General features: G+C 73.7%; 16 protein-coding genes and 1 pseudogene. 6 read left to right on the top strand and 11 right to left on the bottom strand.

Annotated features, from left to right (window positions below; all coding sequences use genetic code 11):
• The first annotated feature begins 160 nt into the window (after positions 1–160).
• A complete protein-coding gene (locus tag LO763_RS24720; RefSeq protein WP_230790277.1) occupies positions 161–1,096 on the top strand; it encodes a diacylglycerol/lipid kinase family protein in 936 nt (311 codons plus the stop codon).
• 27 nt (positions 1,097–1,123) lie between these two features.
• Here the strand turns inward: LO763_RS24720 and LO763_RS24715 are convergent, their stop codons facing one another.
• Positions 1,124–1,918, bottom strand: coding sequence for an SDR family NAD(P)-dependent oxidoreductase (locus tag LO763_RS24715; RefSeq protein ID WP_230790275.1), 795 nt, complete (start codon positions 1,916–1,918; stop codon positions 1,124–1,126).
• Positions 1,919–2,801: 883 nt separating this feature from the next.
• On the opposite strand from LO763_RS24715, the gene LO763_RS24710 reads away from it, so the two are divergent.
• Positions 2,802–3,125: a hypothetical protein gene (locus tag LO763_RS24710; protein WP_230790273.1), complete on the top strand. Its 324-nt coding sequence runs from the start codon at positions 2,802–2,804 to the stop codon at positions 3,123–3,125.
• A gap of 600 nt (positions 3,126–3,725) precedes the next feature.
• Here LO763_RS24710 and LO763_RS24705 read toward each other — a convergent pair.
• Both LO763_RS24705 and LO763_RS24700 read right to left on the bottom strand, forming a co-directional pair.
• The gene (locus tag LO763_RS24705; protein ID WP_230790271.1) at positions 3,726–5,375 is read right to left on the bottom strand and encodes an MGH1-like glycoside hydrolase domain-containing protein; all 1,650 of its coding nucleotides are present in this window, start codon (positions 5,373–5,375) and stop codon (positions 3,726–3,728) included.
• 193 nt (positions 5,376–5,568) lie between these two features.
• Positions 5,569–6,570 (bottom strand): annotated as a pseudogene (locus LO763_RS24700) (ABC transporter substrate-binding protein); the annotation flags it as partial.
• Positions 6,571–7,243: 673 nt separating this feature from the next.
• Here LO763_RS24700 and LO763_RS24695 point away from each other — a divergent pair.
• Both LO763_RS24695 and LO763_RS24690 read left to right on the top strand, forming a co-directional pair.
• A complete protein-coding gene (locus tag LO763_RS24695) occupies positions 7,244–8,185 on the top strand; it encodes a carbohydrate ABC transporter permease (RefSeq protein ID WP_230790269.1) in 942 nt (313 codons plus the stop codon).
• Entirely contained in the window at positions 8,175–9,071 is an 897-nt protein-coding gene (locus tag LO763_RS24690; RefSeq protein WP_230790267.1) for a carbohydrate ABC transporter permease, read from the top strand. Before LO763_RS24695 ends, LO763_RS24690 begins: the two co-directional genes overlap by 11 nt.
• On the opposite strand, the gene LO763_RS24685 is transcribed toward LO763_RS24690, so the two are convergent.
• Positions 9,064–11,385 (bottom strand): M28 family peptidase, encoded by a 2,322-nt coding sequence (locus LO763_RS24685; RefSeq protein ID WP_230790265.1) that lies wholly within the window; start codon positions 11,383–11,385, stop codon positions 9,064–9,066. The genes LO763_RS24690 and LO763_RS24685 overlap by 8 nt on opposite strands.
• A gap of 41 nt (positions 11,386–11,426) precedes the next feature.
• Positions 11,427–14,504, bottom strand: coding sequence for a DUF5107 domain-containing protein (locus tag LO763_RS24680; protein WP_230790263.1), 3,078 nt, complete (start codon positions 14,502–14,504; stop codon positions 11,427–11,429).
• A 91-nt stretch (positions 14,505–14,595) separates the two neighbouring features.
• Between LO763_RS24680 and LO763_RS24675 the strand changes: the two genes are divergently transcribed.
• Positions 14,596–15,459, top strand: a complete 864-nt coding sequence (locus tag LO763_RS24675) for a helix-turn-helix transcriptional regulator (RefSeq protein ID WP_230790260.1) — start codon at positions 14,596–14,598, stop codon at positions 15,457–15,459.
• A gap of 63 nt (positions 15,460–15,522) precedes the next feature.
• Positions 15,523–16,029, top strand: coding sequence for a GNAT family N-acetyltransferase (locus LO763_RS24670; protein WP_230790257.1), 507 nt, complete (start codon positions 15,523–15,525; stop codon positions 16,027–16,029).
• Positions 16,030–16,078: 49 nt separating this feature from the next.
• On the opposite strand, the gene LO763_RS24665 is transcribed toward LO763_RS24670, so the two are convergent.
• From LO763_RS24665 to LO763_RS24635, 6 genes are read right to left on the bottom strand one after another with little or no spacing between them, the layout of a single operon-like run.
• On the bottom strand, positions 16,079–16,996 hold the full coding sequence (locus LO763_RS24665; RefSeq protein ID WP_230790255.1) for an aldose epimerase family protein: 918 nt from the start codon (positions 16,994–16,996) through the stop codon (positions 16,079–16,081).
• The gene (locus LO763_RS24660; protein ID WP_230790252.1) at positions 16,986–19,130 is read right to left on the bottom strand and encodes an alpha-galactosidase; all 2,145 of its coding nucleotides are present in this window, start codon (positions 19,128–19,130) and stop codon (positions 16,986–16,988) included. The genes LO763_RS24665 and LO763_RS24660 overlap by 11 nt, the downstream gene beginning before the upstream one ends.
• A 5-nt stretch (positions 19,131–19,135) precedes the next feature.
• The gene (locus LO763_RS24655; protein WP_230790249.1) at positions 19,136–19,999 is read right to left on the bottom strand and encodes a carbohydrate ABC transporter permease; all 864 of its coding nucleotides are present in this window, start codon (positions 19,997–19,999) and stop codon (positions 19,136–19,138) included.
• Positions 19,992–20,915: a carbohydrate ABC transporter permease gene (locus LO763_RS24650; RefSeq protein WP_230790246.1), complete on the bottom strand. Its 924-nt coding sequence runs from the start codon at positions 20,913–20,915 to the stop codon at positions 19,992–19,994. The genes LO763_RS24655 and LO763_RS24650 overlap by 8 nt, the downstream gene beginning before the upstream one ends.
• Positions 20,912–22,159, bottom strand: coding sequence for an ABC transporter substrate-binding protein (locus LO763_RS24645; RefSeq protein WP_230790243.1), 1,248 nt, complete (start codon positions 22,157–22,159; stop codon positions 20,912–20,914). The genes LO763_RS24650 and LO763_RS24645 overlap by 4 nt, the downstream gene beginning before the upstream one ends.
• Positions 22,160–22,161: 2 nt before the next feature.
• Positions 22,162–24,987: a glycoside hydrolase family 97 catalytic domain-containing protein gene (locus LO763_RS24635; RefSeq protein ID WP_369432079.1), complete on the bottom strand. Its 2,826-nt coding sequence runs from the start codon at positions 24,985–24,987 to the stop codon at positions 22,162–22,164.
• Between the last annotated feature and the right edge of the window lie 139 nt (positions 24,988–25,126).

The raw sequence follows: 25,126 nt of genomic DNA, 5'->3' as shown, positions 1-25,126 counted from the left end.
CCCTCACAGCGCCCCCGGCGGCCCCGCCGCCGGGGGCGTCTCCGTGCCCGGGGGCGGGCGGGGGCGGTACGCTCACGGTCAGCATCGGGCGAGGGATCGCACGGGGGGCCGCACCGCGGCCGCGAGGCCGTGCGGCCCCGTGCGCGGCAAGGAGAACATGATGGCCGAGGGCCGGATCGCGATCGTGTGGAACCCGTCGAAGACGTCGCGGGAGGACCTCGAGGAGGTGCTGCCCGAGGACGCCGCCGAAGCGTCGGTCTCGTGGTACGAGACGAGCGTCGAGGACCCCGGCGGCGGGGCCGCCGGGGAGGCCCTGGCCGCGGGCGCCGACGTGGTCGTCGCGGCGGGCGGCGACGGGACCGTGCGCGCGGTCGCCGAGCGGCTCGCGCGGGACGAGGCGGCGGCCGACCTCGCGATCGTCCCGCTCGGGACCGGGAACCTCCTCGCGCGCAACCTCGGCGTCCCGTTGAACGACGCCGCCGGCGCGCTCGCGCGGGCGTTCGGGGGCGAGCCGCGCGCGATCGACCTCGGCTGGGTCGAGGCGGACGTCGACGGTGAGCGGGTGCGGCAGGCGTTCGCCGTCATCGCCGGGTTCGGGATCGACGCGCACATGATCGTCGAGACCGACGAGGACCTCAAGAGCAGGATCGGCTGGCTCGCCTACGTGGAGTCGCTGGGCCGCGCCCTGAGCGCGAGCGAGGTCGTGGAGATCGACCTCGCCGTCGACGGCGGGGCGGCCGAGTGGGTCTCGGGGCACACGCTCATGGTCGGCAACTGCGGGACCCTCCAGGGCGGCATCATGCTCCTGCCCGACGCCGACCCGGCCGACGGCGCGCTCGACCTGCTCCTGCTGAGCGCCGAAGGGCTCGACGAGTGGACCGACACGCTCCGCTCGTTCGTGTGGGACAACGGCATCCGCAGGCTCCTGGGCGGCGGGGAGCCCGCGCGGAGCGCGGACACGACGACGCATGCCAAGGTGCGCCGCCTGTCGGTGTCGCTGTCGGAGCCGCGCGTGCTGGAGATCGACGGCGAGGACCTGGGCGAGACCGGGGGCTTCACCGTCGAGGTGCAGCCGAACGCCGTGCGGGTGCGCTGAGCGGCGCTCAGGACGGCCGGGCGCGGTTCACGACGGGCCGCCCGCCCGGCCTACCACCGGGCGCCTGCCGGTCCGGGTGAGCACCAGGTCGATCAGGCGCATCGGGAGCAGTCGCGCGAGGACCACGATGATCTTGTACCGCCAGCCGGGGACGCTGAGCGCCTTGCCCCTGCGCGAGTCCCGCAAGGCCCTCGCGACCAGGAAATCGGGCTCCAGCCACAGGAAGCGCGGGATTCCGGACATGTTCATCCCGGCGCTGCCGTGGAAGTCGGTGCGGGTGAAGCCGGGGCACAGCGCCGTCACCGCGACGTTGCGCGGCCGCGTCTTGACGGCGGCCGACCGGCTGAAACTGATGACCCAGGCCTTGGTCGCGGCATACGTCGAGCTCGGAAAGAATCCGAGCACTGAGGCGGTGTTGATGACGCCTCCGCTGCCGCGTTCGATCATCGGCGGCAGTGCGGCGAGCGTGCAGCGGAGGACGGCCTCGATCTGGAGCCGGGACATCGCGGTCTCGGCCTCGACGGGGGTGTCGAGAAAGCCCGTGGGATGCCCGAAGCCGGCGTTGTTCACCAGCAGGTCGAGGCCTTCGGCGCACCGCTCCTCGACACGGGCGACCTCCCCGTCCACCGTGAGGTCGGCGGTCATGAGCTCGCATTCGGCGGGCAGGGCGCCCGCGACGGCTCGCAGCGCCTCGCCGTCGCGGTCCACGAGGACGAGTCGGTAGCCCTCCTGCGCCAGCGCTCTGGCGAAGGCCGCGCCGATGCCCGCTGCGGCGCCGGTGATGAGGGCCGTCGGTTGCGAGGATGGTCGCCCGTCACTCATCGATGGAGCCTACTAAGCGAGTCCTCGGTTCCGGTTCGGAGTGTCGATGGGAGGCGAACTCTGCAAAAAGCGGCAGCGACGACGAAGTGAGTGGGGCTGATGCCGTTGTGCGGGGCCGGGGCGGCGGGGCTTGCGCTGAGGGTGGCGGCGATGGAGGGGTGGGGTGGCGCCGGGGGTGGGTCGGTGGGTTGCCGGTGGTGCGGGGGTGGTGGTCAGGGCGGCGGCGACGAAGCGGTGTGTGGGGCTGGGGTCGGTTGGCGGGCTCGGGGGCCGGTGTGGGCCGGGCGGGCGGAGCGCCATTGTGGATCTGGTGGTCGGTGTCGTTGCGGGGCAGGGGGTCCGGTGGAAACATGAGGGTTCTCTACCCGTGTGGGTGTTGCCGCCAGGAGGCCGATGGGAGGAGAATTGGGGTACGTACAGGGTTACGGAATCAGTGCAAGCGAACGAGATGTGTTCATTTAATGCAGACTACGACAGCCTCTGGCCGCTCGTACCGCCCACTGGTGTCGGGGCCGCCCTCGCAGCTAGGACGGGGGTTGCTTGTCCCGCGTTCCGGTCCTGCGCTGGTACCACCGTCACCGCGGTCTACGGGCATGTGACGGGAGCGCGGCCTCCTTGAGGAGGTACCGCCGGCCAGCACAGTCGGAGTCCCGCACACACCCCCAGGCGTATCCAGCACACCCACCCGACCACCACCGACAGAAAGGACAGGACGAACCGAGCCACATCCGGCACGCCGGATAGGACCGGCAGGCCGCTACGGCGACTACTCGACGGCGATGCGAGACCCCGCTGCGAGACAGCACTGCTCAGCGACGCCACCGAGCAGCACGCTCACGACCGCGTGCCCGCGACCACGCCTTTGGAAGGAGGTGAACCCACCATGACCACCACGACCACGACGATGCCCTGCGCGAGCACTGCCATGACACGCACCGCGCGCAAGGCCGCCCGGCGACAGGCCGCTGCGACGAACCCGGCAGCCACCGACCCCGCAGCGACGACCGGCCCCGCCGCACCAGCGCTCACCGACCCCGCCGCCGCAGCGAGGACCGGCCGAGCCGCCACCGCACCGGCAACCACCGGCCCCGCCACCACCGGAGCGCCGTCGCCCGGTCCCGGCGCGACCCACACCGCCCCGGCCCCGGCGACCACCGCAGGACCGACCCCTCCGCCACACCGTCGCCGCCGCCCGAACTTCACGTGAGCGCCGACCCGGCCCCGGCAGGCCACCCCGGCCCCGGCCTCCACGCCTCCGTCGCCGCCCGCCCGAACACCGGACACGAACCACCCCGGCCCCGGCGACCACCGCAGGACCGACCCCTCCGCCACACCGTCGCCGCCGCCCGAACTTCACCCGAGCGCCGACCCGGCCCCGGCAGGCCACCCCGGCCCCGGCCTCCACGCCTCCGTCGCCGCCCGCCCGAACCCCACCCACACACCCGCCCGGCCTCAGCAGCGCACGCAGCACCAGCCACTCCGCCGCACCGTCGTCGATTGACTGCCCCCCGAGCACCAGCCCCGCCCCGGCAACACCGCCACCACCGATCCCTCCACCACGCCGTCGCTGCCACCCGAACCCCACCCGCGCACCAGCCCGGCCTCGGCGATGCACCCAAACCCGCTCCGCCGCCTTGTCGCCGCCGACTGCTCGAACACCGCTCGAGAATCCGCCCGGCCCCGGCGACGCATGCCGATCGGCATTCCACCTCGTCGTCTACTGCTCGAACCTCACCCGAGCACCGGACCGGCCTCGGTGACACACCGGAGTCCGCCACCGCTCGTCTCGGTCTGATAGCGGTGCCTGTCAGCGGCCGAAACCGGGCGGCACGAACGTCACCGCGGACCGCCGGGCGACCGCGCCGCGGTCGTCGAACTCGACGCGCTCGTTGGGGGCCAGCGACAACCGCTCCGCCTCGCCGCGCACGCGCAGTTCACCGGACACCGTGGACGGGCTCATGCCGACGACGGCCCGGACGGTCCCTTCAGGGCCGGTCTCGACGCGCCAGCCGCGCGGGAAGGCGAGCCAGGGGGCGCCGTCGCGGTGGACCTCGGCGCGCTCGTCGTCGGCCGCGAGCTCGTAGCGCGCGCCGCCGACGCGCCGCGCGTAGGCGGTGGCCTCGGCGGCCGCGCCGTGGTCGAGCCGCGTCGGCGCCAGGCCCGTGAACCAGACCCGCCCGTCGGGGCGCGGCAGGACGCCGCAGGCGCGCTCGACGGCGTCGAGGAACCACAGGATCGACGGCGAGTACACCGAGGTGAAGCCGGGCGCGCCGGACCAGGGGTCGAGGCACTGCGGGAAGCGGTCGGCGACCGCCAGCGCGGCCAGCGCGGGCGCGGAGGCCACGGCCAGTTCGGCGACGTGCCCGTGGTGCTCGAACGCCTGCGGGGCGCGGAGCATCGACAGGAGGTTGACCGGGCCGCCCCAGGAGTTGCGGGAGGCGTCGGCGTCGAACCGCGGGTCGTCCATGGCGAGCGAGGTGAACCCGTAGTGCGACAGGAACTTCCGGGTGTTCATGAGATGGGCGCGCAGGGCCCGCTCGAAGAGCGCCCCGTCGCCGACCTCGCAGGCGAGGACCCGCAGCAGGACGTCCGACTGGACGCGCACGTGGGCGCCGCTCCGGTCGCGGTCGTAGAACGTGCCGTCGGCCTCGTCGAAGCACTGCTCGTAGAGCGCCGCGGTGGAGGCCGCCGCCTTGCGGCGCCAGGGGTCCGGGTCCTCGCCGAGGGCCTCGGCGATCCGGGCGAGGTAGGCGCGCTGGCAGGCGACGTTGGCGGTGAGGTCGGGGGCGATGTACGGGAGCGTCGGCGAGTCCGGGTCGCAGTGCCGGGCGTCGCCGCGGAAGGCGCGGTCGGGCGCGAACCAGAACCGCGGTGAGAGGTCGTGCCCGGTGTCGAAGGCGCAGAACGCCTCGACGGCGCCGGTGCCGCGGGTGTCGCGGTAGCGCGCGAGCCAGTCGTCGTAGCGGGCCATCGCGCGGTACATGCGCTCGAGGAGGGCCGGGTCGCCGCCGGTGAGGCGGTGGTGGTGCCAGACGGTGCGGGCGAGCGGGGTGACGACCTGGATCTGGCTGAAGGCCGGGCCGGCGGCGGTGACCTTGTAGGGGATCATGCCGTCGTCGCGCTGGTGCTCGGCGAACAGGAGCTGGGTGTCGCGGGCGGTGCCGGGGGCGAAGCGGGCGAGGACCTCGGCGTTGACCGTGCCGGTGCTCTCGATCCACGTGCCCTTGTAGACGCCGCCTTCGTTGAGGACCGGGACGGTGCCGTCGAGCGGCCTGATGCACTGCGCGAGCTGGGCCAGGGCCCGGTGCCAGCGGTCCTCGAGGGGTCCGCCGACGGCGGCGAAGCCGAGGCCCCGGTCCTCCAGTTCGGTGCCGAGGGCCGCGCCCCCGAGTCGGGCGCGGTGCACGGTGTCGTTGTCGCGCAGGCGGTGCAGGGCGGCGTCGATCGGCGTCGTCATGGTGCCTCTCGTCAGGGTCGTCCTTCGGCGGCGCCGCCGGGGGCGGTGCCGTCCGCGGTCAGGAGGGTCCGCCGCCGAGCGGCGGCGGCCTCCGGCGCGGCCGAGGCGGACGGTCCGCCTCGGCCGCGCGGGCCGTTCACCGGGATCGCCGCGGCGGACCCGGACGAGCGGCCGCGGTCCGCGCGGGCCCGGGTCACTCGAGCGCGGCGCCGAGCTCCTCGGCCCACTGCTCGGCGGCCTCTCCGGGGGAGAGTCGTCCGAAGAGGACCTCGGTCTCCATGCGCTGCGACAGCTCGTTCATGATCGAGCCGCCGGCGGGCTGCGGCGGGGCCACGACGCCTTCGTCGAAGATCCGCCCCACGTAGTCGGCGGCGGTCAGCGCCGGTCCTTCCAGGTGCGGCGAGACGACCTCGAGGGTGTCGGGGTTGAACGGGACGCCGCGGGTGTCGAGGATGAGCTCCGCGGCGGCGGGTTCGTGCAGGAACCAGTCGACCAGCATGGCCGCGGCCTGCGGGTGCGGGCTGGCGGCGTTGACCGACCAGTACGCGGAGGGCAGGAGCGCGACGCCCGAGAGGTCGGTGTCGGTCGGCGGCAGGAGCATCCGCACGTCCCCGGCGGCGCTGTAGGCGGTCATGAGGTTGGTGTAGCCGAAGGTGACCGCGGCCTGCCCGAGGGTGAAGGGCTGCTGGTCGGGCGGGAGCTGCCAGTTCGCGGTGACGATCGACGGGTCGGGGAGGCCGCCGCCCTCCAGGAGCCGCTCCTCGATCTCGTACCACCCGGCGATGTCCTCGGCGTCGACGCCGAGGCTCCCGTCCCAGTCGTACATGCCGACCTCGCTGACCTGGGCGGCGTAGGTGCCGAGGATGTCCTGGACGCGCAGGTCGATGCCGTAGACCGGGTCGCCGGCGGCGTTGGCGAGTCCGGCGGAGCCGATCTCGTTGGCGGCGGCGACGAGGTCGGGCCAGGTCCAGCCCTCCTCGGGGAGGGGGACGCCGGCCTGGGCGAAGACGTCGGCGTTGACGAACGCGGCGGTGGCGTTGCCGCCGGTCGGCAGCCCGTAGAGGGTGTCGTCCACGATGGCACTGGTGAGCGAGAAGTCGGGGTAGCCGGCGGCGTCGAGTTCGCCCTCCACGGTGGAGAGGTCGAGCAGGGCGCCGAGTTCGCCGTACTCCTGGGGCTTGGCGCCGCCGAGCGCGAAGACGTCGGGGCGGTGTCGCCGCCGCCGGCGAAGTCGGTGGCGAGGCGGTTGAAGAGGTCGTCGGGGGCGCCCACGGGCGTCTCGACGATGGTGATGTTGGGGTGCTCGTCCTCGAACCGGTCGATGACCTCGCCGAAGAGGCGGGCGCGGTCGTCATCGCCCCACCAGGAGATCTCGAGCTCGATCTCCTCGTCGGGGTCGTACTCCCCCGCCGCTCCGCCGTCGCCCGAGCCGAAGCACCCGGAGAGGAGGAGCGCCGACGCGGCGATGGATCCGACGGCCGCGCGCGAGCGTGCTGTACGCGTCATGGCGCCTCGATTTCGTTGTCGTGGTGGCGAACCACCGGGTTGCCGTTGATCCGGACGGGCGAGGGGCCATCCGAGTGGTGGTCCGGTCGAGCCTGCCGTGGACTGCAACCGCTTGCGCGGGAAATTAGCACTCACAGAGAGGGTTGTCAATATTCCACTTGCTCGATGTGTCCGCCGTGGACGACGAAACAGTTTCCCTTCGAGACTTCCACACGTCAGCGCCCCCATCGGCCGCTAGCTGGGAACAAGTCGGCTTCGCTCCTTGACGGAGACATCGACGACCGTCATAATCTATTCCATCCAGAAAACGTTTACTCCATTATGGTCGGACAACGGCGGTTCGGCTCCCCGAAGGAGACTGCATGAGCAGCCTTGGCGAACTGCGCCGACTCGCCGTGCGCCGCCGCGAGGGCGCCTCCCGCACCAAGGAGCGGTACCCCGACAACAAGGCCGCGTACCTGTTCCTCCTCCCCTGGCTCATCGGGCTCCTCGGCCTCACCGTGGGCCCCATGGTCGCCTCGCTCTACCTCTCGTTCACCGACTACAACCTGCTCCAGCCTCCCGAGTGGACCGGCCTGGGGAACTTCACCGCGATGTTCCAGGACGAGCGGTTCTGGAACTCCTTCCGCGTCACCGTCGTCTACGTGCTCGCGGGCGTGCCGCTCCAGCTCGCGCTGGCCCTGGCCCTGGCGCTGCTCCTCGACAAGGGGATGCGCGGCCTGCCGTTCTACCGCTCGGTGTTCTACCTGCCCAGCCTCCTCGGCGGATCGGTCGCCATCGCGATCCTGTGGCGCCAGGTCTTCGGCAAGGACGGCCTCGTCAACGGCGCCCTCGGCTGGTTCGGGATCGACGCGCCCGGCTGGATCGGCCACCCCGACTTCGCGCTCGGCACGCTCGTCGTCCTGCACGTGTGGACCTTCGGCTCCCCCATGGTCATCTTCCTGGCCGGGCTGCGGCAGATCCCCGAGATGTTCTACGAGGCCGCCGCGATCGACGGCGCCGGGCGCGCCAGGCGGTTCCTCCAGATCACCCTGCCGCTGCTCACCCCCATCGTCTTCTTCAACCTCGTCCTCCAGGTCATCTTCGCCTTCCAGGCGTTCACGCAGGCGTACGTCGTCTCCGGCGGCACCGGCGGGCCGGGCGACGCGACGATGTTCTACACGCTCCTGCTCTACAAGGAGGCGTTCACCGAGCTCGACATGGGCTACGCCTCGGCGATGGCCTGGTTCCTCGTGCTCGTCGTCGCCGCCTTCACCGCGTTCAACTTCTGGCTCTCGAAGTACTGGGTGTTCTATGACGACTGAAACGGCCGCCCTCCCGCGCTCCCCGGCGCGCCCGCCCCGGCGGCGCGCCCGAACCGCCTGGCAGCGGACGCGGTCGATCGCCAAGCACGCGCTCCTGGCCGCCGCCTGCGCGGTCATGGTCTACCCGCTGCTGTGGCTGGTCGTCTCGAGCTTCAAGCCCAACGCCGACATCTTCCGCGACCTGAGCATCTTCACGACGGACCTGACCGCCGAGAACTACGCCAACGGCTGGAACGACCTCCAGTACCCGTTCGGGGTGTTCCTGTTCAACTCCTCGGTCATCGCGCTCGGCGCGATCGTCGGGAACCTGGTGAGCTGCTCGCTCGCGGCGTACGCCTTCGCGCGGCTCCGGTTCCGGGGGCGGAACCTCCTGTTCGCGGTCATGCTCGGCTCGATCATGCTCCCGTTCCAGGTGCTCATGGTGCCGCAGTTCATCATCTTCAAGGAGCTGAACTGGCTCAACTCGTTCCTGCCCCTGATCGTGCCGAAGTTCCTGGCGACCGAGGCCTTCTTCGTGTTCCTCATGGTGCAGTTCATCCGGAGCCTGCCGAAGGAGCTGTTCGAGGCCGCCCGCATCGACGGCGCCGGGCACTTCCTGTCCTACACGCGGATCACGCTGCCGCTCATCACGCCCGCGCTGGCGACGACGGCGATCTTCACCTTCATCTGGACGTGGAGCGACTTCTTCGGGCCGCTGGTGTACCTGCGGGTCCCCGAGTCGTGGCCGGTGTCGGTGGCGCTCAAGGGGTACCTGGACGCGCAGTCCAGTTCGGACTACGGCTCGATGTTCGCCATGAGCGTCGTCTCGCTGCTGCCGATGTTCCTCGTCTTCGTGTTCGGGCAGCGCTTCCTCATCAAGGGCATGGCGACCACGGGCATCAAGTAGCCGCGGCCGCCACGGTCACGGTGTCGGACAGGCGGTCGCTCGACCGCATGAGGCCCTCGGGGCGCTCGGTGTACCAGCCGATGCCCTCGAGCCCGTGGGTCTGGTCGAACACGGTGACGTCGAACAGGCGGGCCTGCCCGTACAGGGTGAGGGTGAAGCCCTCGTCGGGGACGTTGTAGAACCAGACCCGGCTCGGGTCGCCGGGCTCGGCGGGCGGCTCGATCGCGAGGTCGGCGGCGGTGCCGTCGGCGAGCCGGACCTCGGCGCGCTCGGGCAGGCCGTAGACGGCCAGCCACATCGTGTCGGCGCCGCGCGGGGAGGACACCTGGAGGGTCGCCGAACCGGCCGAGCGGGACGTGTACACGGCGCCGGGCGCCTCCAGGTCGACCGCCTCGGCCACCCCGTAGCCGGCCTCCGGCGGGGCGGACTCGATGTAGGCCCTCGGCAGGCTCGACGTCTCCAGGCCGTCCTCGGTGACGTAGTCGTCGGTCCAGTCCGACCGGTCGCGGTCGTGGGACACCCAGACGGCCAGGCCGGTGTCGGCGTCGAGCACATAGGACAGGTACGCCTGGCGCGGGTGCTCGGCGTCGAAGCGGTCGGCCACCAGCCCGGTGAACACGAGGGCCAGCGCGGTGACCGCGGCGGCGGCCGGGACGAGGCGCCCGGCGCGCCCGTCGAGCCGGCGGCACAGGTGGAGGACCGGCAGCGCGGGGGCGGCGAAGAGGACGATGAGGACCGCCGGGACGGCCGCGAGCCCCATGCCGAAGGCCTCGACGAGGTTCGACGTCCAGCTCAGCTGGACGGCCGCCGGGACGAGCCCGATCGCGAAGAGCGCGTAGCCGAGCAGGCGCGGCCGCCGCGACCGCGGTTCCAGCAGCATCGCGGCCAGGAGTCCGGCCGCGGCGAGCGCGGGGAGGGCGAACACGAACGACACGCCCGGTACCGCGAAGGCGGTGGCGACGGCGAGGAGGGCGAGCCACGCGAGCGGGGCGAGCGCGGCGGCGGCCGGGCCGAGGCGGCGGCGCACGAGCACGTACCAGGCGGTGAGCAGTGCGAGGCCGAAGACCAGGAGCGCCAGGTAGTACCAGGTGCGGTCGAACAGGAGTCCGCCGGTGTCGGCGTAGCCGGGGCGCATCGCCTGGAGCCAGGGCCAGAGGCCGACCGCGGCGGCCCCGGCGAGCGCCACGGGCGCGGGGAAGGCGAGGATCGCGAGCCCCAGGCGCGGGAGGCTGAGGAGGCGCCGGGCCCGGGCGAGGGCGGCGGCCGCGGTGACGGCGGCGAGGCCGACGAGCGCCACGGGCAGGTTCCAGGCCTCGCCGTAGTGGACGAGGAGGCCGAAGAACCCGAAGAAGGTCTGGTCGTGGTCGGACTCGAGCGACGCCAGGTCCATGCCGGCGAGTTCGCGGGCGGTGCCGAGGGTGTTCTCGCCGTGGTGCTGGAGGCTGGCCGGGTCGAGGTGGCCGGTGTCGTCGTGCGGGGTGTGGTACCAGGAGGCGCCGCCGATGAAGGCGTTGTTGAGGCCGATGTACCCGGCCTCGTGGAAGCGGGTGAAGTCGGTGTCGTTGGGCAGCTGGCGGTACGCCTCGATCGCGGACGAGTCGCCGTGCGGGTGCGGTGCGGCCGAGGCGAACACGTCGATGAGCGCGGCGTTCTCCCGCGAGGTCTCGAACATGAGCGAGGGCCCGGAGACGCCGCGGGCCTCGAGGTTGAAGACGACCGTGGGCGCCTCGGAGGCGGGGTGGGACCGGGCGTAGGCCTCGGCGCCGAACAGGCCCATCTCCTCGCCGTCGGTGAGCAGCACGACGAGGTCGTTGCGGTGCGGCCCTTCGAGGCTCAGGGCCCGGGCGGTCTCGACGATCGCCGCGACGCCGGAGGCGGCGTCGGCGGCGCCGGGACCGGACGGGACCGAGTCGTAGTGCGAGGTCAGCAGGACCGTGCCGGTCGAGTCGGCGCCCGGGAGGGTGGCGACGATGTTCTCCACGACCCCGAAGCGGGCCAGGCCGTCCGCGCCGCCGTCGCGGGCCAGGTCGGTCTGGACCTCGACGTCGAACCCGAGGGCGGCCAGCTCCGAGGCGAGCAGGTCGCGGACGCGCTCCTTCTCGGGCGTGCCCATCGGGTGCGGCTCGACCGCCATGGCCTCGACGGTCGCCCAGGCGCGGTCGGCGCTGAACTCGGCGGCGGGGGCGTCGGCCGGGGCGGGATCGGGCGAGGAGGCGTCGATCCGCCAGTTGGCGACGCCGAGGGCGGCGAGCACTGCGAGCAGGGCGACCGCGGCCCAGGGCCGGTCGGGCGGGTTCAGGATGCGGCCGCGCATGTTCGGTCCTCGGAGGTCGGGGCGGGTGGGCGCCCCTCACTCTACGACCGGGTAACCGGCGTCACTCCCCCGGTTCGGCGCGGCGGGAAGAGCAGCATGTCCGGCAGCGAGGTCGCGAAGTAGTCCACCGCGCCGTCCTCCGCCTCGGCCGGGGGCTCCTCGGGGAGGGCGTCGCGCAGCGCCTGCGCTTCGGCGCTCCGGCCGAGGCGTTCGAGGAGGTCGGCCCTGCGGGCCAGGAGCCGCACGGGGTGCGCGGTCTCGATGCGGGCCTCGCCGAGGCTGGAGGGCGGGTCGAGCGCGCGGTCGACCAGGTCGAGGGCGGCGGCGAGGTCGCCGTCGTCCTCCGCGGCGGCGCTGGACGCGAGCATGAGCGATTCCCAGGCGGCGAGGGCGCGGCCTTCGCCGCCCTCCCACGGCGCGAACGCGCGTTTCTCCATGATGGACAGAGCTTCGCCGAGGCGGCCGGCCTCGGCCAGCAGCTCGCAGTAGGCCACGGTCGCGTCGTCGCGTTCGAGCACGAGGTCCCTGCACGGGTCGAGCCCGGCGAGCCGCTCCTCGGCCGGGGCGCCCCGGCGGGCCAGGAACTGGTCGAGCTCGTAGACGAGCCGGGCGTCGCGGCGCAGCCCGATCGCGGTCTGGAAGTACCGCGGGATGCGGTCGTCGTCGCCGTACACGGCGTAGGCGGCGAGGGCGGCGTTGCGGTACAGCACCGGGTCGTCGAGTCCGGCCGCGATCGCGAGCTCCCAGTGTTCGAGGGCCTCCTCGGAGCGGCCCCGGTCGAACAGGAGCATCCCCAGGAGGGCCGCGGCGCGGGCGTCGCCGGGGTCGGCGGCGAGGGCGGCGCGAAGCGCGTCGTGGTCGTCGAGCCCGGCGGGGAAGCAGCGGTCGGCAGGGGCCCGCCGGGCCGCTTCGCGGGCGCGTTCGGCCTCGTCGGGGCGGCCGAGGGCGTCCAGGAGGCGGGCGCGGTGGTATGCGGCGACGGGCCGGACCTCGCCGGCGGGGGTCGGCTCGCGGGTCCCGGCCTCGGCGAGGAGCGCGAGCGCTTCACCGCGGGCGCCGGTCTCGGCGAGTTCGAGGGCGACGTCCACGAGGGTGCGGGCGTCGCAGTCGAGGGCGCGGCCGTCGAGGGCCTGCGCGACCTGGTCGAGCGGGTCGTCGGCGAGCCTGGCGGCGAGGGCGTCGGCCGCTTCGGCGGCGCGGCCGAGGCGGCGCAGGACCACGGTGCGGACGGCGTGGGCGCGCGAGTCGTCCGGGGCGAGGCGCAGCGCGGCCTCGGCGCGGGCGAGGGCCTGCTCGAGGCGCCCGGCGCGGGCGTCGATGCGGGCGATCTCGAGCGAGGCGGGGGCGAGCCACCGGACGTCCCAGGCGGCCTTGGCGAACGCGTCGACCGCGGCCTCCTCGCGGCCGGTGCGCCGGAGGACGAGGCCGAGCAGGTAGGACGCCTCGCCGTCGCGGGGGTTCAGGTTGCGGCGGGTGAGGCGTTCGAGGGCGCGCCTGACGTGGCGTTCGGCGGCGTCGTACTCGGCGCGGCGGTAGGCGTCGTCGGCGAGCGCGAGGCTGCACCGGACGTCGCCGGGGTCGCGGCGCAGGCCCTCGGTCCAGTACGGGATCGGCGAGCGGCTCGGATGGCGGTACTGGGCGAGGTGGACGCCCGTGTAGTAGAGCTCGTCGACGCTCTCGACCGACTCGGGCGGCGGGGGCGCGGTGGCGGGCCGGGGTTCGGGCGCGCCCCGCTCGGGGCGGGGCCGCCAGCGGATCAGCTCGGCGCCCTCGTGGGTGACGACGAGTTCCACTTCGGTCGGCCGGCACGGCTCCGCCGTGTCGAAGGCCTCTTGGAGCGGGGCTCCGGGTTCGAGGTCGGCGGTGCGCGTCCAGACCGCCTCGCCGCCGCGGCGGACCGCGACGACGGCGCCCTCGCGGGGGCGGCTGACGCAGACGCCGACGGTGACGCGGGCCCCGTCGACGTCGAGCCGGACGGCGGCCTCGTCGTTCGCCTGGTGGGCCGGGCCGATGCCGTGGATCGGGTACCAGCACTGCGTGAAGGACTTCGTCTCGCCCGGCTCCAGCCAGGAGAAGTCCGGCTGGTTGTCGGTGTAGACGCCCGCCATGAGCTCCACGTAGGGGCCGTCGCCGTCGGTGAGGTGGCGGTCCCAGGCGTGCCCGAAGGGGGCGTCGCCCCAGGTCCACTGTTTCTTGCCGGGGGCGATGCGGCGGTCGGCGACGTGGACGAAGCCCGCCGCGGCGGCGTGGTCGTAGCCGCCGAAGAAGTCGTCCTGCGTGTCGGTGACCATGTAGGAGGTCGGGACGGTGATGTTGCGGTACAGGTCGAGCCGGTCGCGGCCCTCGCCGCGGGCGGGGTAGTCGACGCCGTAGTAGGGCCGGTCGGCACGGGGGAAGGCCGTCACGGCGCGGCGGGCGTGGTCGGCCACGTAGCGGACGTCGGTGGGGAAGAACGACTGGTAGTCGTCGTGGACGCGGGCGGCGACGTTGGCCCACCACAGGAACGTCTGCGTCTCGCTGGTGCGGTTGTGCAGGCGCACGACGAGTTCGACGACGGCGCGGTCGGGGTGCAGGCGGACGCCGTGCATGCCCTTCATGCGGGTGAAGGGGTCGTGGTCGGCGCACCAGACGGTGACGGCGCCGTCCGCCTCCGCCTCGATCGCGGTCTGCACGGGCAGGAAGGTCGCGGGGCGGTGGTGCTGGGGCCAGTTGAACTCGACGCCGCCGGAGATCCAGGGCCCGGCGAGGCCCACGAGCGCCGGTTTGACCACGTTGTTGCGGTAGAAGAAGTCGTAGCCGGCGGTCTTGTCGAAGCCCACGTGGATCCTGCCGCCGAGTTCGGGGAGGACCATGAGGCGCAGCCAGCGGTTCTCGAGGTGGACCGCCCGCCACTGGCGCGGCGCGCCCTCGCGCGCGATCCGGTCGATGAACGGGATCGGGTAGACGCGGCCGCTGGAGCCCTGGTAGACGCGCCGGTCCAGGAACATCGGGTACGGGTCGGGCTCGGCCGGCTCGTAGGTGGTCATCGAGACCGGTTCGCTCCAGGCCACGGCCTCGCCTGCGGCGAGCCGTGCGGCCAGGTCGGTCGGGGCGTCGGGAAGGTGCAGTCGGTCGGTCACGCCTCCAGTGAAGCCGGTCCGGCGGCGTTCGGGAATGGCCGATGGAGCAAGGGGCCTGGACGATCCGCCGGTTCTGGTGGATGATGGGCCCATGCCGATCGAAGAGGGCTTCCGCGGGCAGCGCCTGGTCGTCGTCCCTCGCCCGCAGGTCGCCGAGGCGCTGCGGCGACCGGTGACGCGCCGGCTCCTGGTGACCGACGCGGGCTACTACCCGGCCGCCGCCGACCACAGGATGCAGCGGCCGCGGGGCACCGACGAGGCCATCGTCATCGTCTGCGCCTCGGGGACGGGGTGGGCGCGGGTGGGCTCCGGCGCGCACCGGCTCGGCGCCTGGCAGGCACTCGTGATCCCCCGCGGGGTGCCGCACTCCTACGGGGCGGATGAACGCGACCCCTGGACGATCTGGTGGGCGCACCTGGCGGGCACGGACGTCACGGAGCTCGTGGAGAGCCTGGAGGCCTCGGCCGAGCGGCCCGTGGTCCCGGTCCGGGCGATCGACCGGGCGGTGGCGCTGCTCGACGAGATCGTCTCGGGGCTGGAGCGGGACCAGTCCCCGATCCGGCTGCTCGGCGCGGCCGGGGCGGCGTGGAAGCTGCTGACGCAGATCAATGTGGACCGGATGCTCCCCGAACCGGGCGACCCGCTCCAGCGGGCGATGAACTACCTGGCCGAGCGGCTCGACGGGAAGGTGAAGGTGCCCGAGCTCGCGAGCCTCGTGGGCGTCTCGCCCTCGCACCTGAGCACGCTGTTCCGCAAGGCTACCGGCGGCGGCGTGCTCGCGCACCACACCGCGCTGCGGATGGCGCGGGCGCGGCGGCTCCTCGACGCGACCGACGCGACGGTCACCGAGATCGCCTTCGACGTGGGCTTCGACGACGCGTTCTACTTCTCGCGGGTGTTCCGCAGGCACCACGGGATGAGCCCGAGCGAGTTCCGCAGGCGCTACAGCGGTTAGGACCTGGACGACATCCGCCCCGAGGAGCCCCGCCGCCGCCGGAGGTCCTGGCACAGTGGGTCCATGTCCTCCTCCTATGCGCCGATGTCGTTCCACCTGGAGACCGAGCGGTTGATCCTGCGGCCGTGGGCCGCCTCGGACGCCGACGGCCTCTACGCCCTCCACACCGAGCGCGGCGGCGACCCGGCGTCGCTCGAACGGGCCCGGGAGGTCATCGCGCGCGGGCTGTCCACCGCGGCCGCGACGGGGATCGCGCTGCTGCCGATATGCCGCCGCGCGGAGGGCGACTTCATCGGCTACTGCGGACTGACCGTCGGCCGCTCCACCCTCGACGAGCCCGAGATCGCCTACGAGCTCTTCCAGCGCGTGCACGGCAACGGCTACGCCACCGAGGCGGCCCGCGCGGTCCTGGACGCCGCGGTCGCGACCGGCCGCAGGCGGCTCTGGTCGACCGTCCGCACCTGGAACACGGCGTCCTTCCGGGTGCTGGACAAGATCGGCTTCGAGCGCGACCACGTCACCGCCGACGACCGGGGCGAACTGGTGTGGCTCACCCGGACGCTGCCCTGACCGCGGGCGTCCGCCGCGAAGGCCCGCCCGCCGCCGGTGCCGCGCGGGCTCATACGAGCCGCAGCCCCCAGCGGACCGTCCACGTCTCGTCGGGGTCGACCCAGTGCAGGCCCTCGCCGGTGCGCAGGGCGTTGGGCGGGGCCGTCATCGGTTCGAGGGCGACCGCCCGGCGCGGGCCCTCGTCCGTGTCGAGGGCGTCGTCGATGTAGAGCTGGAACCAGCGGTGGTGCTCGTCGGCGCGGAGTTCGACGGCCGCGCCGTCCGGTGCGGACAGCCGGTGCCGGGACGGAGCGGCGGTGGTCCGCTCGTAGGTCGAGTGCCTGGGCAGCTTCGCGAAAGGCGCCCCGGCCCGCAGGTCGTACGGCGTGCCGGCGACGTCGAGCGGCGGCCCCGGCAGGTGGGTGGGGCCCGGCACGCGGAAGGCGTCGGCGTCCAGGCGCAGCGTCAGCGCCTCGGCCGGGGCGGCGCCGACCCGCGGGTACGGGTGGGCCCCGGCGGCGACCGGCGCGGGCAGGGCGCCCCGGTTGGTGAACGCGGTCGCCACGTCGACGCCGTCGGGCCGGAGCCGGTAGGTCACGGCCACGTCGAGGTCGAACGGGTACCCGGGGTGGCCGTTGACCGGCGCGGTGAAGGTGACCGCGTCGGCCGAGGCGGCCCGCACGGTGAAGTCGTGCGCGGCGAGCAGCCCGTGGTTGGCGTGCCCCAGTTCGGGTTCGGTCACGGCGAGGCGCTGCTCGCCGCCCAGGTAGCGCCAGCGGGCGTGCGCGACCCGGTTGGGCCAGGGGACGAGGACCGCCCCGGCCATGCCGGGCGGGTCGACGGCCCGCGTAGTGGGCTCGACCAGGTCGAGGCCGCGGACGCGGAGCGCGCGCAGGGAGGCGGCCCGCGGCGAGACCTCCGCGCTGGAGGAATCGCCGGCGAGGCTGACGAGCCCGCCCGGGCCGCGCTCCGGTCCGTCACCCGACATCGCTGAGGCGCAGCAGGACCGAGCGGTCGACGTCGAGGGACGGGGCCTCGATGCCCGTGGCGGCGAGCGCGCTCCCGGGGAGGACGAGGCCGGTCGCCATCCACGGCGGGCGCTGCCCGGCGGGGACGGGCTCGGTCACGGCGAGCTCCTCGACGCGGTAGCGGCGCCCGGGGTCCAGGCCGGGGAGGCGCAGGCGCGGCGGCGGCCACGCGGCGGGCCGGGCGAGGACGGCGAACTGGAAGAGCGCCTCGCCGCCGTCGGCGGCCACGACGCCTTCGAGCCGGAACTCGGGGTCGGTGTCGGCGTGGACGACGTCGCCGGTGTGGAGCAGGTCCCGGTGCTCGCGGTGCGCGGCGACCCAGGCCTTGAGGTCGGCGAAGGTGCGGTCGTCGGCGCGGGTGAGGTCGATCTCGACGCCGAGGTGGCCCCAGATCGCGGTGGCGGCGCGGAACGGGAGGGTCGCGACGCGGCGGGTGGTGTGGGAGGTCTCGGCGCCGATGTGGGTGCCCTGGAGCTCGGGCGGCAGGAGCAGGCCGGTCCAGCGCTGGATGTCGACGCGCTCGTGGGGGTCGTTGCAGTCGGAGGGCCAGACCCGGTCGGTGTGCTCGAGGACGCCGAGGTCGACGCGGCCGCCGCCCGAGGCGCACGACTCGATCTCCAGGCCCGGGTGGGCCTCGCGGAGCTCGCGCATCATGCGGTAGGCGCGCTCGGTCTGGCGGTGGACGCCGGGACGGCCGTCGGCGCTGTGCCCGGCGTCGGTGAGGTACCGGTTGTGGTCCCATTTGACGTAGGCGATGCCGAGGCGCCCGACCAGGGCGGAGACGCGGTCGCGGACGAGGTCGTAGGCGCCGTCGTGGCCGAGGTCGAGCACGTGCTGGTGCCGGGAGGGCGCGCCGGGGCCGTGGCCGCCGTCGAAGACCCACTCGGGGTGGGCGCGTGCGAGCTCGGAGTCGAGGTTGACCATCTCGGGTTCGAACCAGAGCCCGAAGTCCATGCCGAGTTCGCGGACGCGGTCCGCGAGGGGTTCGAGGCCGTCGGGCCAGACCTCCGGGTCCACGAGCCAGTCCCCGAGGGAGGTGTGGTCGTCGCGGCGGCCGAGGAACCAGCCGTCGTCGACGACGAATCGCTCGGCGCCGAGTTCGGCGCTGCGCTCGGCGAGGCGCATCAGGCGCTCGGGGTCGTGGTCGAAGTAGACGGCCTCCCAGGTGTTGACGAGGACGGGGCGGGCCGTGCGCGGGTGGCCGGGCCGGGCGCGGAGGTGGCGGTGGACCTGGGCGGCGAGGGCGTCGAGGCCGGTGCCGCGGGCGCCGTACAGCCATGGGGCCGTGTAGGTCTCGCCGGTGTCCAGGACGATCTCGCCGGGCAGGAGGAGTTCGCCGCCGCGCAGGGCGCGGGTCCCGGCGGGGGTGCGTTCGGCGGCGAGGACCTGGTTGCCGCTCCAGCCGAGGTGGGCGCCCCAGGCGTCGCCGCCGCGGAAGCCGAAGCCGGGCTCGCCCGCGACGAGCATCGTGGGGGCCTCGAGGCCGGGCTTGCCGCCGCGGCTCTCGCGGACCCACGCGCCGACGGGGAACGGGTGGCGCTGCGGGACCCGCTCACGGGCCCAGCGGCCGGTGAGGTCGAGGAGTTCGCCCGCGCGGTCGGGCAGGGGCAGGGCGAGTTCGAGCGCTTCGAGGCGGTAGGGCCCGCCGTCGTTGCGGAGGGCGGCGCGGGCGCGCAGGAGCCCGCTCGGCTCGAGGCGGAGTTCGACGGTGAGCGCGAGTCCGCTCGCGTCGTCGGCGGCGTCCACTTCGAGCACGGCCGCTTCACCCGCGGTGTCGGTGAGGCGGGCGCCGGTGGCGGTGAACAGCGGGGCCCAGGCGCGGCCGTCGCGGGAGCCCGCTATGCCGGGGCGGCCGAGCCAGCTCTCGGCGAGCTGCGGGACGACCGGGACGGGCTGCGGGTAGGTGACGGCGCTGTCGCCGATGGTCGGCAGGGTCGCCGTCCGGAGGGCGTCGAGCTCGGCGTCCGCGAGGTCGCCGAGGTCCTCGCCCCAGTGGAGGATCCGCGGGAGCCGGGCGTCGGTGAGCGACACGACGACGCTCGTGCCTGCGCGCCGCAGGTGGACGACGTCCGCGGTGGTGTCGTTGGCGGTCATGGGTCTCAGCCTTTCAAGCCGCTGCTGGCGATGCCGTTGAAGAACTGCCGCTGGAGCACCAGGAAGATGACGATGAGCGGCAGCGACGCGACGAGCGCGCCGGCCATGAGGGTCGGGTAGTCGGTGCCGTACTGGCCCTGGAGCCCGGCCAGGCCCACGGTGAGGGGCCGGTTGTCGCCGCGGGGCGACACGATGAGCGGCCACAGCAGGTCGTTCCAGGAGTACAGCGAGGTGAGGACCGCGAGCGCGCCGAGGGTCGGCTTGACCATCGGGAGCATCACGGACCAGAAGGTGCGCAGCGGCCCGGCGCCGTCGAGCCGCGCGGCCTCCTCGTAGGCGGTCGGGATCGACATGAACGCCTGCCGCATCAGGAAGATCCCGAACGCCGAGAACATGCCGGGGATCGCGAGCGCGGGGATCGTGTCGAGCAGCTCGAGGTCGCGGATCAGCTCGAACTGCCCGATGAGGAACAGCTGGCTGGGGACCATGAGCATCGCGATGAACAGCCCGAACAGGAGGGTCCGGCCGGGGAAGCGCAGCCGCGCGAAGGCGTACCCGGCGAGGGCGGCGACCGCGAGCTGGCCGAGGACGCGCAGTGCGAGCGCGGAGGCCGAGACGGTGAACTGGCTCCAGACCGGCACCGAGTCGAAGAACGTGGCGAACGCGTCGCCGGTCGGCTCGGCGGGCCAGAGCGTCGGCGGCGACTGGGAGGCCTCGCCGGTGGTCTTGAACGCGGTGACGAGCTGCCAGGCGAAGGGCGCGACCATGAGGACGGCCGTGACCGTCAGCGCGAGGTGCAGGACCCATTCGCCGCGGTGGGACGGCTTGGCGCCGTTCGCCTTACGGGGCCGGAGGGCGGACTCAGTCATAGAACACCCACCGGCGTTGGAGGCGGAACTGGAGGACGGTGGCGAGCATGATCACCAGGAGCAGCACGACCGCGATGGCGGCGCCGTAGCCCTGGTCGAACTGGACGAACGCCTTCTCGTAGAACAGGTAGACGATGGTCTTGGAGCCGTCGAGCGCGGTGTTGTCGACGCTGCGGAGCATCACGAAGACCAGGTCGAACATCTGGAGCGCCGAGATCACGGTCAGCACGGTCACGAGGAAGACGCTCGGGGACAGGAGCGGCAGGGTGATCTTGAAGAACTGCCGCACCCGGCCCGCGCCGTCCATCGAGGACGCCTCGTAGAGCTCAGGCGGGATCGACTGGAGGCCCGCGCCGAGGATGATGAGGTTGACGCCCAGGCTCATCCAGATGCCGACGACCCCGATCGCGTAGATCGCGTACGCGTCGTCGGCGACCCAGTACTGGCCCTGGACGCCGAACAGGGACAGCACCCAGTTCAGCAGGCCGAAGTCGCCGTTGTAGATGAACCGCCACACCATGCTGATCGCCACGGGCAGGGTGACCACGGGCAGGAAGTACAGGACGCGGTAGACGGCGCGGCCGCGGCTGATCTGCTGGATGAGCGCCGCGAGCACCGTCGCGATCGGAACGCCGAGCAGCAGGATCGCGGTGTAGATCCCGGAGTTCCCGAAGGCCTGCCAGAAGTCGCCGTCGCCGAGCAGATCCGTGTAGTTGTCGAGGCCGGTCCAGGTGCCCGGCCCGAAGGCCGGGGTGTCCATGAAGCTCTTCGCGAAGGTCTTCAGGAAGGGCCACAGGTAGAGCGCGGCGAGGCCGATGAACGCCGGGGCGATCATCGCGTAGCCCCACCACGGGGAGGGGCCCAGCCCGCCCGCGCGGCGGCGCCGCGCGGGGGGCGGGGCGGTCCGGGCGGTCACTCGGCGAGGACCTCGTCGATGGCCGCGTTGTACGCCGCGGCGGCTTCGGCGGCGGTCTGCTCGCCGTTCCAGGCGGGGGCCAGGTACTCGGTCTCGAGCCCGGTCCACTCGGCGGCGTTGCCCGCGATGGGCAGCGGCACCGAGTACTCGACGGCGTCGACGAAGACCTGGAGGTCGAACTCGGGCATGGCGTCGAGCCAGGTCTGCTGCGTGCCGTCGTAGGCGGGGAGCACGGCGCCGCTCTCGCCCTGGAGGCGGGCGGCCTCCTCGCCGCTGGCGAAGATCAGGAACTCGGCGAGCTCCTCGGGGTGCTCGCTGCCGGCGTACCCGGCGTTGAGGATGCCGCTGATCATCGAGGCCCGCTGCTCGCCCATGGGGAGCGGCGCGACGCCGACGTTCGGGCGCAGCGCCTCGTCGCCGTAGAGGCGCTGGGCCCAGAAGGACCCGGAGAAGTACATGGCGACCTTGCCGTCCATGAACATCTGCACCGCTTCGGTGTCGGAGAGCTGCTGGAGGGTGGGCGAGGAGCCGTCGGCCTGCATCCGGGTCCAGAACTCGATGCCGGCCACGGCCTCGGGGGTGTCGATGGCGGCCTTGCCGTCGTCGCCGATCACCTGGCCGCCGGCCTGGTAGATCGAGTTGTAGTAGCCGCCCTGGCGGTCGATGGGGGCGGCGATGCCCCACACGCCGGCGTCCGCGTCGGTGAGCTCCTGCGCGGCGGCGCGGGCGTCCTCCCATGTCCAGGTGTCGTCGGGGTAGGCGACCCCGGCGGCGTCGAAGAGGGCCTTGTTGAACCAGACGGCGTTGGTGTCGAAGTCCTTGGGCAGGCCGTAGAGCGCGTCGCCGGTGTCGTAGAGGTCCATGACGGACTCGGGGTAGGCCGAGAGGTCCACGTCCGCGTCGGCGACGGCGTCGGCGATGTCGAGCAGCTGGCCGCCCTCGGCGTAGGCGGGGAACTGGTCGGCGAGCATCCAGAACGCGTCGGGCGCGGTGCGTCCGGCGGCGCCGACCTGGAGGGTGGACCAGTACTCGGGCCAGGGCAGGACCTGGACCTCCACGTCGACGTCCGGGTGGTCGGCCTCGAACGCCTCGGCGATGGCCTCCATCGCGGGCTTCTGGTCGTCGCTCCAGGTGGCGTAGGTCAGGGTGACCTCGTCGCCGTCGCCGCCGCCGGAGCACCCGGCGAGGACGAGGGCGGTGGCGGCGACGGCCGCGGCGGCGGACCGTCTCTTGCTGTGTCGCATGGTTACTCCTTGTTCGCCGACCGGGCGTCGTCGCCCGGTTCGGTTTCGGCGCTGGGCACGGTGCCGACATGGGATCGGGCGGCGGTGTCGTCGGGGCGGGGTCGGGCGGTGTCGGTGTCCGGGCGACCGGTGGCATCGACGTGCAATCGGCCTGCGGCCCAGTCGACGTGCGCCGGTTCGGGGTGCTCGGGCAGGGGGTCCGAGCGGAGGCTGAGCGCGGTGATGCCGCGCAGGTCGAGAGCGACGTCGAGCGCGGGTTCGCCGGAGCGGACGTCGGCCGCGAACAGTTCGCGGCCGTCGCCGTGGACGCTCACGCGCGCGGCGGTGCCGGGCGTCTCGTCGTCCACGCCGACCCGGACGGCGAGGCGGTCGGCCCCGCCGCCGGGGTGGAGGTCGATGCGGGAGGGGGTGGAGGCGCCGAGGCCGTCCTCGAAGGACTCCCCGGCTATGGACATGGCCGTGCCGTCGGCGGGGTTGCCGCCGCCGTTGGTCATGTCGCGTTCGACCGGGCCGCTCTCGTTCGCGAACGCGGTCATGGACAGCGACGAGAGCCGGTGCGCGCCTGCGGTGAGCGGGCGCACGACGCGGGCGTGGGCGACGACGGGCACCGCGGGCCCGCCGGAGCGGGCGCTGGTGTCGGAGCCGGAGGTCTCGACGGTGACCACGCCCGCGCGGCCGGGGGCGAGGGAGCGCGGCGCCCGGATCCTCCAGCGGCCCGCGCCGAGGTCGTCGGCGCTCCAGCCGGGGGCGAGCCTGAGGAAGGCGCCGGGCGCGGTGCGGATCTCGGCGGTGCCGTCGGCGGCGGCGAGCTGCACGGCGGGCTCGACTGCGGGGGCGGGCAGTTCGGGGCGCTCCTCGGCTCGGAAGAGCGGTGCGCCCACGGGTGCGAGGATCGCGGCGAAGCCGCCGTTCTCGGCGAGGTCCGCGGTGAGTTCACGGTGGACGGTGCGGTGCTCGGCGGTGAGGCCGTCCGGTCCGTCGGTCACGATCCACGCCTGGAGGCCGGTGCGGCCTGGTCGCGCGGTGCCGTCCGGTTCCGCAGTGCTCCCCTCCGACGCGGTGCCGTTCGGCGGCGCGCCGTCCGGTCGGGCGACGCGGTCGAGCGGGACGGTGATCGTGCGGGCCTCGCCGGTGGCGACGGCGCCGACGAACCAGCGGTCCCCGGAGCGGCGGGCGAGGACCGCCTCGCGGTCGGGGTCGCCCGCGAGCAGCAGGGTCTCGTCCCATGCGGGCGCGAGCTCGGCGAGGAACCGGGCCGCGTCCGGGCGGGCGAGGTAGGCGTCCACGTCGTCGGCGAAGTGCGTGACGCCGCACTCGAAGGCGGCGCTGAGCGCGAGCTCGTGAGCGTCGCTGGTGGTGCGCCCGGGGGCGGTGAAGGCGACGGGCGTGTAGTCCATGGCGCCGACGACGTTGCGCGTGAACGGCTGGATCACGTTGTGGGCGGCGGTGAGCGGCGTGTCGTCGTAGAAGACGTAGTACTCGCTGCCGCGGATCGCCTCGTACCCGATCACCTGCGGCCAGGTGCGGGCCCAGCCGCGCGGGACCACCGAGCCGTGGAAGTTGACGTGCAGGCCCAGGCGGGCGGTCTCGGCGAGGATCGCGTCGTACCAGCGGTACCGGTCCTTGGACTCGGACTCCATGAAGTCGACCTTGACGCCCGCGACGCCCCAGGAGCGCCAGAGCGCGAGCTTCGCGAGGCCCTCGGGTCCGTCGAGGTCGTGCCAGACGGCCCACAGGTGGACCTGGACGCCGCGGCGGCTCGCGTAGGCGACGATCTCGGGCACCCAGGTCTCGTCCCAGCCGCAGTCGATGAGCAGGTGCTCCCAGCCGAGGCGGGCGGCGGCGTCCACGAAGTGCTTCTGGCGTTCGAACTGGGCGCCGGAGTAGAAGTCGGACCACCAGGACCAGGCGGCGCGGCCCGGGCGGACCCAGGCGGTGTCGGCGAAGGCGTCGAGGGGCGCGGGGGCGAGCTCGTCGACGAAGCGGCTCTCGACGATCGCGGCGAGGTCGCCGTGGAGGAACACGCGCCAGGGTGTGAGGGGGCCGCGCGTGACCTCGGTCGAGGCGTCGGCGGCGGTGAAGGAGAGGACGCCGTCGGCGTCGACGTCGGCGTGCGCGCCGCTGAAGCGGCCGTCGATCCCGGCCTCGGTGACGAGGAGGTACCGGCCGGGGCCGGTCCTCGCCAGGAGCGGGAGGCCGTAGGCGCCGGCGTTGAGGTCGGCGAGGTCTGCGCCGAAGCGGGGCGTCTCGTACCAGGTCTGGTAGTCGAGGGCCCAGACGCGGGGAGCGGTGTCGGCCTGGACGGCGGTGGCGCCGCCGGCCTGCGGGCCGGCGTCCGAGGCCGCGCCGGACGGCGGGCCCGCGTCGGAAGCGCGGTTCTCAGAAGTGCGGTCGGGCCGCAGGCTCGTGTCCGAGGCGCCGCCCGGCTGAGCGTTCGCGTCCGAGGCGCCGCCGAGGCGCAGGCGCGTGTGGTCGGCTTCAAGGCGGCCGTGGCCCTCGAGGCGGGCAGCGGCGTAGCGGACGGCGAAGCCGTCCGCGCCGGAGCGGACGTGGACCTGCCACTCCAGGCCGCTCTCGTGCCGCAGCTCGTGGACCTGCTCGCGGTGGACGTACCGGTGGGTGCCGACGGCCTTGCCGGAGCGGGCGGTCCACTCCTCGGCGATCTCGCGCTCGGTGCTGCGGACGAGCGCCGAGCCCGTGCCGAGGTCCGCCCCGTTGAGGCGGATGCCGAGCCCGAGCCCGCCGACGCCCGGCGCGCGCAGGACGACGCCGTCGCCGCGCACCCCGATCTCGGGTGCCGCGGGCCCGCTGCTGCTCTCGTTGACCACTTCGTCTCCGTGTTGCCTGTGGGACCGGTGGGCATGGTGCGCACCGGCAGTTTCGAGGCTAACGGCCGAAGGGCCCCTCGGGAATGTTCGATCGCACGGGTCGCCTGGACGATTCGCCGCAACGCGGCGGGGCCGGGGA

The sequence above is a fragment of the Glycomyces amatae genome, assembly GCF_020991375.1.
GTDB classification, from domain to species: domain Bacteria; phylum Actinomycetota; class Actinomycetes; order Mycobacteriales; family Micromonosporaceae; genus Glycomyces; species Glycomyces amatae.
This window is presented reverse-complemented; position numbering and strand designations above follow the sequence as displayed.

Coding starts and splice junctions, on each gene's coding strand:
- LO763_RS24695 (WP_230790269.1), top strand. CDS start 7,244: ATGAGCAGCCTTGGCGAACTGCGCCGACTCGCCGTGCGCCGCCGCGAG.
- LO763_RS24685 (WP_230790265.1), bottom strand. CDS start 11,385: ATGCGCGGCCGCATCCTGAACCCGCCCGACCGGCCCTGGGCCGCGGTC.
- LO763_RS24720 (WP_230790277.1), top strand. CDS start 161: ATGGCCGAGGGCCGGATCGCGATCGTGTGGAACCCGTCGAAGACGTCG.
- LO763_RS24690 (WP_230790267.1), top strand. CDS start 8,175: ATGACGACTGAAACGGCCGCCCTCCCGCGCTCCCCGGCGCGCCCGCCC.
- LO763_RS24710 (WP_230790273.1), top strand. CDS start 2,802: ATGACCACCACGACCACGACGATGCCCTGCGCGAGCACTGCCATGACA.
- LO763_RS24645 (WP_230790243.1), bottom strand. CDS start 22,159: ATGCGACACAGCAAGAGACGGTCCGCCGCCGCGGCCGTCGCCGCCACC.
- LO763_RS24655 (WP_230790249.1), bottom strand. CDS start 19,999: ATGACTGAGTCCGCCCTCCGGCCCCGTAAGGCGAACGGCGCCAAGCCG.
- LO763_RS24670 (WP_230790257.1), top strand. CDS start 15,523: ATGTCCTCCTCCTATGCGCCGATGTCGTTCCACCTGGAGACCGAGCGG.
- LO763_RS24665 (WP_230790255.1), bottom strand. CDS start 16,996: ATGTCGGGTGACGGACCGGAGCGCGGCCCGGGCGGGCTCGTCAGCCTC.
- LO763_RS24660 (WP_230790252.1), bottom strand. CDS start 19,130: ATGACCGCCAACGACACCACCGCGGACGTCGTCCACCTGCGGCGCGCA.
- LO763_RS24705 (WP_230790271.1), bottom strand. CDS start 5,375: ATGACGACGCCGATCGACGCCGCCCTGCACCGCCTGCGCGACAACGAC.
- LO763_RS24715 (WP_230790275.1), bottom strand. CDS start 1,918: ATGAGTGACGGGCGACCATCCTCGCAACCGACGGCCCTCATCACCGGC.
- LO763_RS24675 (WP_230790260.1), top strand. CDS start 14,596: ATGCCGATCGAAGAGGGCTTCCGCGGGCAGCGCCTGGTCGTCGTCCCT.